Origin of the sequence: uncultured Shewanella sp. (genome assembly GCF_947495455.1) — a bacterium.
In the GTDB taxonomy this organism is placed as follows: Bacteria; Pseudomonadota; Gammaproteobacteria; order Enterobacterales; family Shewanellaceae; genus Shewanella.
The window spans coordinates 1-14,964 of record NZ_CANLZC010000123.1; the positions used below are offsets into that span (position 1 = coordinate 1).

A 14,964-nucleotide genomic window follows, 5' to 3' on the forward strand; every position below is an offset into this window, starting at 1 on the left:
TCCTATTACACCGCAGCAGATCAAAGCAAGGATCAATTCATGAACACCATCAACGCAATAGGCCAGCGCTTTGAGCAAACTCCTATTACACCGCAGCAGATCAAAGCAAGGATCAATTCATGAACACCATCAACGCAATAGGCCAGCGCTTTGAGCACACTCCTATTACACCGCAGCAGATCAAAGCGAGAATCAACCCATGAGCACAATCACAGTAGAATTTATCCTTAACGGCAAACAAGTCGGCCCCATTGATGTGCCACAAAATACCATGATGATCCAATTTTTACATGAGTATTTAAACCTTACAGGCACTAAATTTGGTTGTGGTGCGGGTGTCTGTCACGCTTGTGTGATTTTAGAACAAACCAAAACGAAGCAAATTACCCATAGAACTTGTATCAATGGTGTAGGCGCATTTAATGGCATGAACTTAGTCACTGTTGAAGGTCATGCCACTATTGATGTCAAAACAGAAGAAGTGGTATTACACCCAGTACAACAAGCCTTTATCGAAAACTTCTCATTTCAATGTGGATGGTGTACTTCAGGCTTTGTCAATGAAGCCGTTGGCTTCTATGAATCCCTTAAACAAAAGCCCATTGCAAAAGCAGAATTACGCGCATCACTTGAAAATAATTTAGGTGAGCATGTTTGCCGCTGCACTGGGTATGTCAAGTATTACGAAGCCATGGAAAATTTAATTCTGTCAACGCCAGAGCTTATTCAATAGGATCACCATGAAAAATATCATAATGATTGGCTTCATCGCCGGTATTTTTGCGCTCACTTTTGTGTATTTAGGCAGTGGGAAAAATGCCGTCATTAATCCAGTCTCAAATGAAATTGTGAGTCATGATGCTCTCATAGAGCGTGGTCGTCAGGTTGCGATTGAAGGCGACTGTGTGGCTTGCCATACCGCGCCAAATGGCGCGTCTTTTGCGGGTGGAGTACATTTTGCTTCTCCTTTTGGCGACATTTATTCCACCAATATTACTCCCGATCCCACCTATGGTATTGGCGGTTATAGCCGTGAGGATTTTTATCGTGCCGTTAAGTATGGTTACTCTAAAAATGTGGGTAATTTATACCCAGCAATGCCTTATACGTCTTATCGTAAATTAAACGATGCAGATATGGATGCATTATGGGCTTACTTTCAATCGGTTAAACCCGTTGCTACACCCAATATGAGTAACGATCTTATCTTTCCCGCTAATATTCGCTTTGGGTTAGGTGGATGGAATCAACTCTTCTTTGATGACAATGACTTTATTCCTAATCCGAATAAAAGTGAGCAATGGAACCAAGGAAAATATTTTGTTGAAGCCGCCGGTCACTGTGGTGAATGCCACACACCAAGAAACTTCGCCTTTGCCATGCAGCCAGAAAAAGCACTAGAAGGTGCGATATTAGAAGGCTGGAATGCAATGAATATTACGCCAGGCGAATTAAAAAGGCAGGGGTGGACAGTCAAAGAGCTGAATCAATTTCTCAAGCAAGGCGAGTCCAAGCTGGGGATCACCTTTGACAACATGTTTATGGTAGTCAACCATAGCCTGAGTCACATGACACAAGATGATTTCAATGCCATATCGGCCTATTTATTGGATCTTGATGAAGTCAATACGCCCAGCGACACCGACCTCAGCGCCAATTCACAAGCCCCTCGTTACCTCACAGACAGTGAAAAAGCGCTTTCGGGATACGGCACTTATGTCAATTACTGCGCCGGTTGTCACGGTATTGATGGTCTAGGCAAACCCAATGCCGTGGTTTCACTGAATCAAAATAGCACCTTCAGTGCTCATTCACCTTTTAACGCCGTTGCGGTCATATTAAGAGGCTTACCTAGCAAGCAACAAAGTCTCACCCAAGGCTCTGTTGCCATGTCAAATTTCAATGAGCAAGTCTCAGATGAACAAGTGGCCGAGCTAGTGAACTTTGCCAGAGTCACTTGGGGTAACCAGCCTGACTCAAAGGTGGACGCCACTATGGTCAGCAAGATCCGTAAGCAATTAGAAGAAGAAGGCTATTTATTCCAAGGTAATAGCGGACATATACAAAAACAAGCCAGCCATTAATGCACTTAAGCTTAATTAAAAAAAGCATCTCATAGAAATGAGATGCTTTTTTTTTCTCTTTTCTTTATCTTTGTCTTCTATTCCACGAATATCATTTTTCTAAGCAACTATAATTAAGTTCCGTTAGGATAATTGATGGAGCTTACCATGGGATTGAAACAGTACTTAAGTGTTTTCCTCATTACCATAATGACTTTATTTCATGCTACTGTCATGGCAAATGACATCACCAAGACCAATGCCATTGAACATATTGTCGTGTTTGGGGACAGTTATTCCGATAATGGTAATGACTTTAATGTCAGCTATGGCTTTTACCCCGGAGGACCCCGCTATTATTTAGGTCGCTTCAGTAATGGCATGGTGTGGAGTGAATATTTAACCACCCATTTCAAACTCAACCCTTTTGATAAAAGGCAACTTAAAAACTATGCCTATGGACAAGCATTATCTAAGGGACCTTATTACCTGCCCGTTGAATTTTCTTATGGCACTAAGTCCTATGAAATCCCTGATCTAGCTGGTGAAGTGGTGCAATATTTCAATACATTTCCAACTAAAATGGAAATCGCAAAAAGTCTGTTCATTATCTATATTGGCACTAATGATATTCTGGACTTTATGCCAACCAGTAACACACCAACAGCTTTGGTTAATCGCGCAATTAAGGCCATACAAACACAAGTCGAGTTCTTAAAACAGCAAGGCGCTGAGCATCTATTACTGATCAATTTACCAGTGTTGACACATACCCCCATTGTTAATAATCAGGCGAAAGCTATCCACTTAGCCAAGCCAAACATCGCAATGAAAACTTATCTACAAAGAGTCGAAAAAACGGTCAATACATTTAATAAAGCGCTATTGACATTAGCCAAAACCCAATCCGTTAAACTCTTCGATTTGCATAATTTTGAAAAGAATATCCATGAGAAAATACAACAAGGTGGTTACCCCTATCACTTTAAGGGTCAAGACTATACGTTAAAGCATGTCACCACGCCTGTGTATGTCAACAATGGCAATTATCAAACGCCTCAAGGCCCTCTGAAAGCTTATCCTGAAACCTATTATTACTTTGATCGAACCCACCCAACCACGCAAGTGCATAGTCTCATCGCCAAGGCTATTTATCAATTTTTAGTCAAAAAAGAATAAAAAGGATTAAAATAAATTAAATCGGATTGAACAAAAATAACTCAATCAATTGTAATCATAATTATGCTTATTGCGTTAGCGTTTAAAACACACGCTATATATTTAGCAAGACTAAATTCGCTAACTAGTACTAAGGTACCGCAGAACACACTTGCGTGTTTAAAATGTTATGGATAGGTTATGCCTGCAAGCTATCTTATATGACTAGAGTCGATAACTTGTGAACACATACCTGAGTCTCTAGCCGTCACACAGGTACGAGGCAGTGAATACAAGAAAACGGATTTTTTTGTACTTCTGCACTCTGCTCATTTTAATTTGTCCTAAATTATTTTCCTAACATATTCAATATCTAGGATAAGCAATCATACTGATAAACTGACAATAAAAAGTGGCCGCTTTTTTAACCTATCAGTGCTTGCTCATGCCTATATTCCATTGAATTGACATGTTAGTGCCTAATTGATGGATCAAATACCCCATTGCAATCAAAATAACATGAGATACGCCAATGAAGATATTTAACATCCTGTTACTGCTCAGTCTGACTTCTATCTGCTCCTCAAGCTATGCCGAAAAAGGCCTTGCTTTTGTACATGGAACAGGTAAACAAACCAACGCCCTTAATGATTATTGGACCGCCGAATTTACTGACTCTGTTCGGCAAGGGCTCAATAACCCAAATAACTACACTGTCATCAACTGTGATTTTGATCAATACATGTGGGATGACACCGCTGCTGGTTGTTTAGCCAACCAACTCAATGACTTTATCACAAATAATAATATTGATAATTTGATCATGATCACACATTCCAACGGGGGAAATATTGCTCGGTGGATTTTATCTAACCCAACATGGGATCCCTCCTACGGTGCAATCATAGATGCTACCAGTAATGTGATTGCATTAGCCCCTTCCAGTGGTGGGACTCCTCTTGCCGATGCGGCTATTGCAGGCAATGTCTTTGAGCAAGCCGTAGGATGGTTATTGGGCTATAAAAGTGATGCGGTAAAGCAGCAACAAGTCAGTTGGATGGACTTTTATAATGAAACTTGGCTCTATGGCACACAAAATCGCCCTGCAACATTAAAGCCTTTTGAAGCCGTCGTTGGTTCAGATGTGAGCTCTGCAGTATGGGATCATGACAGCTATTGTGGTGGTTATGCCAGCCAAGTCGCTCTGGAAACCACACAAAATTGGCTCGATGATTGTTCCGACGGCTTTTTAGATTGCCAATCTCAAAATGCTGCTGGCACAGTATGGTTTTTAGATACAAATAAAACCCATGATAGCGAGCCGTTAAGCCACCAACAAAGCCGTCGAACCTGCTTCAATTTAGACACTATTCTTCGCCAACATATTTAGGAAAACGACCATGCCATCATTCATTAAATTGACTCATGCATTACTCTTGCTAAGCGCTACGTTGGCAATATCACCGATAGCGTCAGCTATGGATCTTCAAAATCACAATACACAAGACACACCATTGGTCAGTCAAATACTGACCTTATCCACACCAACTGCAAAGGATCTTTATTCAAATTCACTGCAAATCAACACGCTTCCCGCTATCAACACCCGTCGTCAATACACAAGTTATGTCTCAAAAGCCTCCAATCAAAAGCACTTTGCCCCTGCTAGGACACAAACCAGCCAAAGCGATCAGTACTGGAAAACGGTCACGGGGGCGCAGCTCAATCAAGGCATTGACTTTAGTATTAGTCAAACTAAGAGTATTATTCGTATTGCACCTAGGCATGAGACAATCACAAATCTCAATATTCCTGATAGGATTTCACCTGATGACATTATTGTGACTCCAAAAGAGAAAAGCACGATAAAAAACCCTCTTGACAAGCCCCAGTCATTAATATACTCAGTTGTGGATGCCGATGCATTAGCCACAGCAGGGCTAAATGATAATTCTAGCGCATTGACGCTATCCAGTGAGGCACTGCCTGGACAATATCGATTACAAGTTACAAAGAAATTACCTGCTGATGGGCGTTATTTGATTAATGTTAAAGAAAAACACTCGCCTTTTCAGCTAAGCTTAAATGCGCCAATTGCCATTAATCAACACGCAAAGGCCATTCGCTTTAATTTAGACTTAAGCCAAAGTAATGCAAAGCTATTACCTCAAGTTTTTTTACAAAATAATCAAGGCAAGCAAACCCCGCTTAAAGTCAGTTCACATCAAGATCATTGGCAAGCCCACCTACCTGACAATATTGCACTATCTACTCATAATGCGGGATTAAGTGAAATAGTGGTCAATATTGACACTCAAGTCGATGGCTTACCCGTTGTAAGAACAGTTAAAACAGCATTTAAGGCTTTCGTCAATTCAGCTAAAATTACAGATAAGATCCAAATCATCTATCACAATAAACAAGCTCAATACTTGTTGCTTAATCTTGATATCGCTAACGAAGGCCGCTATGAAGTCAGCGCAATCCTTAGCGGCACAGACAAGTCAGGTCAAAGCCAAGCCATTTTAACGACACAAGCAGCGAGTTGGCTCACACTCGATAACTCACAATTAAAGCTCATGTTAGATCCCAAACTCATTCAAGCATCAGGTCTTAAGGCACCTTTCACTTTATCCGCTTTAGAGTTAAAAGATCAAAGTCAAATGGCAAGATTAAGCTATCAAGCACAAGCGTTAACTTTTAATTAAATTGAGCAAGTTTATACCCGTAACACTTGAAGATGCAGGTTCAAGTATCACGGGCATTAATAGCTCTCTATGGAGAGCTATTTAACCTGAACTCGGGATAAGCAGCGCCGCTTAATAGCACTATTTTTGCCCCTATCTGTGTTGTGCTTTCTACTAATAGCCCGCTATTAGATACGAAATCCCGCCTTGATATCGACAAAAATTGCAGTATTAAGCCAAGTTCGAAAATAAAGAATGACCCAATTTTATTCAATTTTTTGATATTAAATGGGTTCCCTAACATTTTTGACACTCATTATCCCGAGTTCAGGTTATTTATCAATGATTAATCAGAATTTGTCATCGCAACAAACTCTGGGTACGCACAGACACCACAGTCAGACACATCCAAACCATCATATTCTTGTTCAGCGCTGACTCGAATACCCAACGTTTTCTTCAGCACCATCCAAGTGATCCCACCAGTAATAAACACCCAAGCGAAAATCACACTCGCTCCATATAATTGCCCCAAAAAGCTGGCTTGATGATTGGTTAAGGGCACTAACAGCAAACCCAATAAGCCTCCGACACCATGCACAGAAATCGCTCCAACGGGATCATCAATTTGACAGCGATCAAAGCCAATAATGGCAAAAATCACCACAAAGCCTGCGAGTAAACCAATGAGTCCAGCCATCATCAGTGAAGGAGAAGCAGGATCGGCCGTTATGGCAACCAATCCAGCAAGCGCGCCATTTAAAATCATAGTTAAATCCACTTTTCGCCAAACCATTTTACACACTAACATGGCTGAAATAGCTCCAAATGCCGCTGCAGAATTCGTATTCACAAATATTTTTGCCACGGCTTCTGCATTCACTTGGTTAGAAATCATCAGTTGCGATCCGCCATTGAAGCCAAACCACCCCATCCATAAAATAAACATGCCCAGTGTTGCCATAGGTAAATTCGAACCCGGGATCGGATTAACTTTGCCTTTAGCATCATATTTTCCCTTTCTTGCTCCCAGTAATAACACACCAGAAAGAGCCGCAGCGGCACCCGCAAGATGCACTATGCCACTTCCTGCAAAGTCAACAAATCCTGCTTTAGCCAAAAAACCGCCTCCCCAAGACCAATAACCTTCGACAGGATAAATAAAGCCTGTCATCACCACAGTAAACAATAAAAACGCCCAAAGCTTCATGCGCTCTGCAACTGCTCCTGATACAATCGACATCGCCGTAGCCACAAAGACCACCTGAAAAAAGAAGTCACTGCTTAATGCATGTGTCGCATCACCTGTTTGCTCACCAATAAACATTGCTATTGACGGTAACCAACTACCCGCGACATTATTAACATACATAATGTTATAGCCAACCAGTAAGAACATGATGCAAGCCAGAGAATATAAACAAACATTCTTAGTGAGAATTTCTGTTGTATTTTTAGAGCGGACTAACCCAGCTTCAAGCATCGCAAAACCTGCCGCCATCCACATAACCAATACGCCAGAAATAAGAAAATAGAATGTATCTAATGCAAAACGCAATTCTGATACTGTTAGGTTTATTTGTGATATTTCTTTCATCATTCATTGGCTCCACATTTAAAGCGCTTCACTGTCAGTTTCGCCCGTACGTATACGAATAACTTGCTCGAGATCAGACACAAATATTTTCCCATCGCCTATTTTTTTCGTTCTTGACGCAGAAATAATCGCTTCAATAACCATGTCAACATTATCGGCTCGAGTGGCAATATCTAGCTTCACTTTAGGTAAAAAATCCACTCGATATTCTGCACCTCGATAAAGCTCTGTATGACCTTTTTGGCGCCCAAAGCCTTTGACCTCAGTCACTGTGATCCCTTCAATTCCCAGCTCCCCTAGCGCTTCTCGTACATCATCTAATTTAAAAGGTTTGATAATGGCACTCACTAATTTCATCGCCAGCCTCCTGAACACATTTTATTTTTAAAACGATACCGAGCAATCCTCAAAGGGAGAGAGCATCGATTCATCTAGCGTGTGAGCTTTCAAGCATCAGGCCAAGTATAAAAGTCACTATACTTCAGTAAGATAATAAATATGATTAAGAGTCAAGGCAGAAAAATGCACTCTTTTAGTGCACAAAAAATATCAGTGCACAAAGTTGAAGCATCATAAAAAGAAAGGATAAGGAAGTAATAGAAAGCAAAAAGCAGCAAGAAAGCTGCCATAGATTAAGCGAACAAGGAATGAATCGTTTTTATTAATGCTTTTCATCAATAAAACGACGCCAGCTAAGCAAAACCTCATTGAAATCTTCTAATCCACAAAAGGCTTCTGACTCACTGTCATATAAAGAGAAACCACTATCATTATCGATATCTTGCTCCATATCGATTTCATTAGCAAAAACACGCACTTGTTCATTATCTAATTCAATCGATAATCCTTTTCCCACAAAGACTTTATTGGCAATTTGATTAGCTTGTAATTGCGCAATCGTTTGCCCAATTTCAACATAAAAATCTTTATCATCGCCTAGCTCTTCTGAAAACCATAACCCCAAAATCGCATGTTCCATACTAAAACGCGCTAAAAAAGTGCCCGTCATACTATTACGTAAAAATTCATATTCCATAAAGCAAACTCAAATCAAAAATCAGTTTCAACTTTGATTTTAACCCATATCTACCGATCCTGCATTCATCCAGTGAAACAAAAAAAGCCACTTACAATGTAAGTGGCTTTATATTATCTCTATCGAAATGCTTACTTCTTAGAGGCATCCGCTTTAGTTTCAGCTTTAGGTTCTGCTTTTGGTGCTTCTTTAGCATCTGCAGCTGGTGTATCAATTGATAATAATTCAACCTCAAAAATCAAGGTTGAATTCGCTGGAATGGTACCCATATCGCGATCGCCATAAGCTAAGTTTGCAGGAATAACAAACTTATACTTAGATCCAACTGGCATTAATTGTAAGCCTTCAGTCCAACCAGGAATAACACGGTTTAATGCGAAAGTTGCAGGCTTGCCACGAGCAATAGAGCTGTCAAATTCAGTTCCATCAGTTAAGGTACCAACATAATTCACAGTAACCGTATCTTCAGCAGTCGGCTTTTTACCAGTTCCTTCTTTAAGCACTTGATATTGAAGACCAGATTTAGTCGTCACAACTCCTTTCTTAGCTTTATTTTCAGCTAAGAATGCTTCACTGGCTTTTTCATTCTTCTCTGCAATTTCAGCCGCTTGCTCTTGACGTTTTTTATCTAACTTCTCATAAAGGCCTTGAAGTATTTTTTGCATATCTTCTTCTGATAATTGAAGATTGCTATTTAATCCATCTTTAAAACCTGTAATGATCAGTGCTTTATCTGCAGGAATACCCAGCTCTTCTTGTTCCTTGATATGACCAACCATGTAAGTACCGATAGATGCGCCAACGCTATAGGCTTCTTTTTGTGCTTCAGTAGTCAGTTGAACTGGCGCCGCAGTCGTTGCAGTCGACTCAGCTGCTTTCTCTTGATTACATGCACTTAGACCAACAACAGCTAACGCAACTAGCGAAAATTTGTAAATAGATTTCATTGAAAAGCTTCCTCAGCATCTATAATTGATGATAATAAACTCGATTCTTACAGTTAGGTATAACAGCTTATACTAGTTAAATACGTTATACCAATTAGATTAAATAAATGCATTGTTACGGTTAAAAAATCATCCTATTACGGTTGAAAACTATAAGATAATCTCATTTGTATACCGTCTTTATTCCATCACACATGCATAAAATATTAACAGTATTTCATGATTATGCCATGAGATACATTAAGGCAACCTTAATCACACGGGATCTTTGCTTTGAGACATAGGCCCCCTTAAAAAGTTCAACTGACTTTCCTTGCCTTATTGTGCTCGATTCATTTTTAATCAAGCATACTCAAATAATCAATATTAAACTTCAACCACATCAATAAAACGACAAAAATGTCTTAAAGCTTAGGTCGATAATTTTCCGAACTATTTCACCTAAAAACCGTCAAAAAGAGTATACTCTTTTCTTGATAATATTGGCTATATCTAAGAGAATAATCTTCAAGCAAATTCATTTCAAATCAAGATAGAAGTGGATGGCTTACAGAACCTCTTAATTGAGATCGATTTTAAAACCCAAAAAATACCAGTCTGAATAGTCTCATTCGACTCAGTATTTCCCTTTAGAGGTCAAGTATGGAACAAATGCTAGAACGCATTGAAGAACTTGAAATGAAACAATCTTTTCAAGATATTACAATAGAAGAACTCAATCAACAGGTCATTAAACTCAATGAGATTATTGCGACCCAACAAGAGCAACTTAGACTTCTGGTCACAAAAATTCAAACCATTGAGCCCAGCAATATAGCCAGTCAAGCCGATGAAACACCACCCCCTCATTATTAATTTGTTCTACCTAAGTTGAATTCTGCAATGTCAGCGAGTTTGAATATACTTATTGAATCAATTATTCAGATTGACAATCATCAGCGCTAAACATGGAGTCACATATCTTATGCTGCCTATCGCTCAAGTCGGAGAAAGGATCCTTGCACAAAGAGCCAACAATATTACCCATATTGATGGACACATTCATGCATTAGCCAATACCATGCTCAATACGCTGCAAGAAGCCAAAGGAGTAGGGCTAGCCGCCCCACAAGTTCATGAAAGTATCGCCTTGTTCATTATGGCTTCTCATCCTAATGAACGTTACCCTGATGCACCACTTGTCCCTCCCATCGTTGTGATTAATCCATCCATATTAACCACATCAGACATAATGGAAGCCGGTGAAGAAGGTTGTTTATCCATCAAAAACCAACGCTTTTCTATTTTAAGACACCAATGGATTGATGTAACATATCAGACACTTAAAGGAAAATGGGTAGAAGAAAGATTGACTGGTTTTATTGCACGCATTTTTCAACATGAATTTGATCACCTGCAAGGGATCACTATCGATCAAAGAGCGCGTACTCAAAATATGATAACCGATAAAAAACATTCACCTAAGGTAAACCAATGAAAGCACAGTACCTTCTCTACTTACTGTTGCTGACATTATCGGGCTGCGCCATTAACAGTGTTTTTATTAACTACCCTTCACAAATTGCTTCAGTTAAAGCGGAGCTTAATACCAATACGCCACTTGAAAGCTTAAGCCGCCTTACTCCAAAAATATCAGGTAATGACGGATTATTATACGCACAAGAAGCAGGGCGTGTCGCGCAAATAGGAGGTGACTTTGAAGCCAGTAAAGCCCTTTACCGACAAGCAGTTAATGATTATATTACCTTTGATAACAAAGCCACCATCAGCGTAACAGACACAGGCGCAACTGCCAGTAGTTTACTGATTAATGATAATGTCATCCCCTATCGCGGTCCCGGCTACGAACGGATCATGCTACATCAATATCAAGCGTTGAATTATATTTTTAGCAATGATTTTGAAGGTGCATTAGTCGAAGTCAGGCGCAGTAATGAATTACAAAGCACGGAACAGGCTAAATACGAAGAATCCAATCAATCAGTACAAGCCATGTCAAATGGCACTGTCAATACTGAAATGAATAAACTCGGCCGAGCAGCAGGCAGCACCACCAGCGCTTTTTTAAACGCTTATAGTTACTATACCACAGGCGTATTACATGAAGTCCTTGGCGAGCCCAATGATGCCTTTATTGATTATCGAAAAGCCGCTCAAATCTCACCGAATAACCCTTATGTGCATCAAGATCTTGTTCGATTAGCGAAACAACTAGGCATGCCACAATACGCTGAATTTAAGCGTCGCTGGGGAGACGCTATTTTTCCTAAAGCGGGTCAAGGACAAGTGATCTTTCTTATTGAGCGAGGTTTTGTTCCTGCCAAACAAAGTTTCACTGTCCCCTTCCCTATTAAGGATCAATGGCAAAGTATTTCCTTAGCAACCTACCCCTCTAGAGTGCCTCAAGTTCGATCGGCACGCATTCAAGGTATCGGTTCCTTACTTCAAGCCGCACCCATTGCCGATATTAGCGCTTTGGCAATAACGGCTTTAAAAGAAGATTTACCGGCTGCGCTTGCTCGACAAGTCGCGAGAGTCTATGCTAAATATTCACTGGCACAAAAAGCCAGTGACTGGGGTTCTGCCGCTATTCAAATTTTTAATTTAGTGTCAGAACAAGCGGATAGGCGAAGCTGGTTAACCTTACCTCAACAAGCTCAAATTGCACGAAAATACCTGAATTCTGGCCAATATGACATTCAATTGGATAATAATTCAACGACCCCAATTAATATAGAATCTAACAGAACAACCTTAATTTGGGTAATAGATACAGGTACGTATACTCGATTTTATTCAACCATTATTTAGCAATCACTTGTATGGAATTCACTATGAAAAACCTTAAGTCAATTTTTATTATTACATTTTTAATCGCCTTAGCCGGTTGTCAATCAAAAGTACAATATGGCGATGCCACTGAAGTTGAAACGGTTAACGCCAATTTTGGTTCGACGGATCTTCAAGCGATTACAACCAAAATGGTCAACAGTATGCTCACTTTTCCCCCTGTTGTGGCATTGACAGCGAATGACCGCCCCATTATTTTTGTTGATCGTATCAAAAATAAAACCTCTGAGCATATCGATACAGAATCTGTTACTGACTCTATCAGTAATCAATTATTACGATCTGGTAAATTCCGCTTCATCGACATGAGCAAGGTCGATGCAGTACGTAAGCAGCTAGATTATCAAAATAATTCAGGCATGGTTGATCCTTCAACCGCCATTAACTTTGGTCGTCAAATTGGTGCACAATATATGCTTTATGGCAATCTATCGAGCATTGTTAAGCAAGCTGGCAGCACAAAAGATGTTTATTACAAAATGACGATGCGTTTAATGGATCTGCAAACAGGTCTCATTGAATGGTCTGATGAAAAAGAAATTCGTAAGGTGAAATCAAGATCTTTCCTAGGTATGTAACCCTCGCTTTCAGGTACTGGCATTAATTAATGCCAGTCGTCTCCCCCCCCTTAAATGTAATATTTTTGTTGCAAAATTGTCATTTACAAGCATTATGCTAACCTTCATTTCTCTTTATGGACGTTAATGACCATGATGTTTTTGACAAAAAAAACGCGACACTTCGCCTCTCTTATCGCTTGCCTAACATTAATAACCGCTTGTAATGATGACAAAGATGATCTTCCTGCCGAACTGGTAGAAGATCAAACACTTGAAACTCAACCGATAGAAAAAGTCACCGCTCAACTTGGTCCTAGACCTTTATTTCTCGTCAGAGATATGAAAGAAAGCGAATTAAAAACGGCGCTCTCACAATGTTCAACTCAACCTTTTTATCGCAGTGACTTCTCAATCGGTCACCGTGGCGCCGCCATGCAATTTCCAGAACATACCAAAGAGTCTTACCAAGCCGCCATTGACTCAGGGGCTGGAATCGTAGAATGTGACGTCACTTTTACCTCAGATAAACAACTGGTATGTCGTCACTCTCAATGCGATCTTGCCAGTACAACCAATATATTAGCCTTTCCAGAACTGGCCAACCAATGCACCCAACCTTTTACGCCTGCCGATCTCGATAACGGTATTAACGCGAGCGCGACTTGCTGCACCAGTGATATTACGCTGGCACAATTTAAGTCTTTATGCGGAAAAATGGATGCCTTTAATCCCAATGCATTAACAGCAGAAGAGTATATGGAAGGTACAGCCAACTGGCGTACCGATCTCTACTCAAGCTGCGGTACCGTCATGACTCATGCAGAAAGTATATCCCTGTTTAAAGACGCTGGCGTTAAAATGACACCTGAATTAAAAAGCCCCAGTGTCACTATGCCCTATGATGGCTATAGCCAATCGGACTTTGCCAAGCAAATGCTCGATGAATATATTGCTGCCGATGTCCCCCCATCAAATGTCTTTCCCCAATCCTTTAACTTAGACGACCTGCAATATTGGTTAACAAGCCATCCTGAATACGCCGAACAAGGTGTTTACCTTGATGGCCGATATGATCTTGACGATTTTGATCCCAACATTTCTGAGAGCTGGTCTCCAACAATGGATGAGTTAAAAAATCAAGGGATAAATATTATCGCGCCTCCTTTATGGGTATTAGTCACCTTAGATGAAAACAAGCATATCGTGCCTTCAAACTATGCAAAAGCCGCAGCAGCAGCCAATCTCAAGATCATCACTTGGACGTTAGAGCGCTCAGGATTATTAAAAGATCAAGGCGGTTGGTACTATCAAAGTATTAGCGATAGTATTGGGCAAGATGGTGATACTTATGAACTACTGAATGTACTCGCACAAGATGTTGGCGTCATCGGCGTTTTCTCTGATTGGCCAGCCACCGTCACATATTATGCCAATTGCAATGGATTGTAATTAATTTTGATGATGACTGCCCGTGATGCATATAAAACGCTGTCATGGGCAATTGCGAGCCACATATTATGCCAATTGCAATAGATTAGAATTAATATTGATGATCGCTGCTCATAATCGTGATGCGTATAAAACGCTGTCATGGGCAATTGCGAGCCACATATTATGCCAATTACAATAGATTAGAATTAATATTGATGATCACTGATCATAATCGTGATACGTATAAAACGCTGTCATAGGCAATTGCGAGCCACATATTATGCCAATTACAATGGATTAGAATTAATATTGATGATCACTGCCCATGATCGTGATGCGTATAAAACGCTGTCATCGGCAATTGCGAGCCACATATTATGCCCATTGCAATGGATTAGAATTAATATTGATGATCACTGCCCATAATCATGATGCGTATAAAACGCTGTCATCGGCAATTGCGAGCCACATATTATGCCCATTGCAATGGATTAGAATTAATATTGATGATCACTGCCCATAATCATGATGCGTATAAAACGCTGTCATCGGCAATTGCGAGCCACATATTATGCCAATTGCAATGGATTAGAATTAATATTGATGATCACTGCCAATAATCGTGATGCGTAGAT

The 14,964-nt window shown here is 40.2% G+C and carries 14 protein-coding genes; 10 read left to right on the forward strand and 4 right to left on the reverse strand.

The genetic code is table 11. From position 1 onward, the window contains the following. The first annotated feature begins 199 nt into the window (after positions 1-199). The 5 genes from Q0791_RS21795 to Q0791_RS21815 all read left to right on the forward strand — a co-directional run bounded on the left by Q0791_RS21795 (position 200) and on the right by Q0791_RS21815 (position 5,929). A complete protein-coding gene (locus Q0791_RS21795; protein WP_299011184.1) occupies positions 200-733 on the forward strand; it encodes a 2Fe-2S iron-sulfur cluster-binding protein in 534 nt (177 codons plus the stop codon). A gap of 7 nt (positions 734-740) precedes the next feature. After that, positions 741-2,084 carry a cytochrome c gene (locus tag Q0791_RS21800; protein ID WP_299011186.1) on the forward strand — a complete coding sequence of 448 codons (1,344 nt, stop codon included), beginning with the start codon at positions 741-743 and terminating at the stop codon, positions 2,082-2,084. A gap of 147 nt (positions 2,085-2,231) precedes the next feature. Then, a complete protein-coding gene (locus tag Q0791_RS21805) occupies positions 2,232-3,242 on the forward strand; it encodes an SGNH/GDSL hydrolase family protein (RefSeq protein WP_299011188.1) in 1,011 nt (336 codons plus the stop codon). Between the two features lie 511 nt (positions 3,243-3,753). Continuing rightward, positions 3,754-4,611 carry a hypothetical protein gene (locus tag Q0791_RS21810; RefSeq protein WP_299011191.1) on the forward strand — a complete coding sequence of 286 codons (858 nt, stop codon included), beginning with the start codon at positions 3,754-3,756 and terminating at the stop codon, positions 4,609-4,611. 10 nt (positions 4,612-4,621) lie between these two features. Continuing rightward, positions 4,622-5,929: a DUF4785 domain-containing protein gene (locus Q0791_RS21815; protein ID WP_299011193.1), complete on the forward strand. Its 1,308-nt coding sequence runs from the start codon at positions 4,622-4,624 to the stop codon at positions 5,927-5,929. 325 nt (positions 5,930-6,254) lie between these two features. On the opposite strand, the gene Q0791_RS21820 is transcribed toward Q0791_RS21815, so the two are convergent. The 4 genes from Q0791_RS21820 to fkpA all read right to left on the reverse strand — a co-directional run bounded on the left by Q0791_RS21820 (position 6,255) and on the right by fkpA (position 9,488). Next, positions 6,255-7,505 (reverse strand): ammonium transporter, encoded by a 1,251-nt coding sequence (locus tag Q0791_RS21820; RefSeq protein WP_299011211.1) that lies wholly within the window; start codon positions 7,503-7,505, stop codon positions 6,255-6,257. Positions 7,506-7,523: 18 nt separating this feature from the next. Next, positions 7,524-7,862, reverse strand: a complete 339-nt coding sequence (locus Q0791_RS21825; RefSeq protein WP_299011195.1) for a P-II family nitrogen regulator — start codon at positions 7,860-7,862, stop codon at positions 7,524-7,526. A gap of 304 nt (positions 7,863-8,166) precedes the next feature. Continuing rightward, positions 8,167-8,541, reverse strand: a complete 375-nt coding sequence (locus tag Q0791_RS21830) for a YacL family protein (protein WP_299011197.1) — start codon at positions 8,539-8,541, stop codon at positions 8,167-8,169. 131 nt (positions 8,542-8,672) lie between these two features. Continuing rightward, positions 8,673-9,488: an FKBP-type peptidyl-prolyl cis-trans isomerase gene (gene fkpA / locus Q0791_RS21835; protein WP_299011199.1), complete on the reverse strand. Its 816-nt coding sequence runs from the start codon at positions 9,486-9,488 to the stop codon at positions 8,673-8,675. 642 nt (positions 9,489-10,130) lie between these two features. On the opposite strand from fkpA, the gene Q0791_RS21840 reads away from it, so the two are divergent. The 5 genes from Q0791_RS21840 to Q0791_RS21860 all read left to right on the forward strand — a co-directional run bounded on the left by Q0791_RS21840 (position 10,131) and on the right by Q0791_RS21860 (position 14,347). After that, complete coding sequence (locus Q0791_RS21840; protein WP_299011201.1) at positions 10,131-10,343, forward strand: SlyX family protein; 213 nt, start codon at positions 10,131-10,133, stop codon at positions 10,341-10,343. Between the two features lie 109 nt (positions 10,344-10,452). Further along, complete coding sequence (def, locus tag Q0791_RS21845) at positions 10,453-10,965, forward strand: peptide deformylase (protein ID WP_299011203.1); 513 nt, start codon at positions 10,453-10,455, stop codon at positions 10,963-10,965. Continuing rightward, positions 10,962-12,299, forward strand: coding sequence for a hypothetical protein (locus Q0791_RS21850; protein ID WP_299011205.1), 1,338 nt, complete (start codon positions 10,962-10,964; stop codon positions 12,297-12,299). The genes def and Q0791_RS21850 overlap by 4 nt, the downstream gene beginning before the upstream one ends. Positions 12,300-12,322: 23 nt before the next feature. Continuing rightward, positions 12,323-12,916, forward strand: a complete 594-nt coding sequence (lpoB, locus tag Q0791_RS21855) for a penicillin-binding protein activator LpoB (protein WP_299011207.1) — start codon at positions 12,323-12,325, stop codon at positions 12,914-12,916. 132 nt (positions 12,917-13,048) lie between these two features. After that, entirely contained in the window at positions 13,049-14,347 is a 1,299-nt protein-coding gene (locus Q0791_RS21860; protein WP_299011209.1) for a glycerophosphodiester phosphodiesterase family protein, read from the forward strand. The last annotated feature ends 617 nt before the right edge of the window (positions 14,348-14,964 follow it).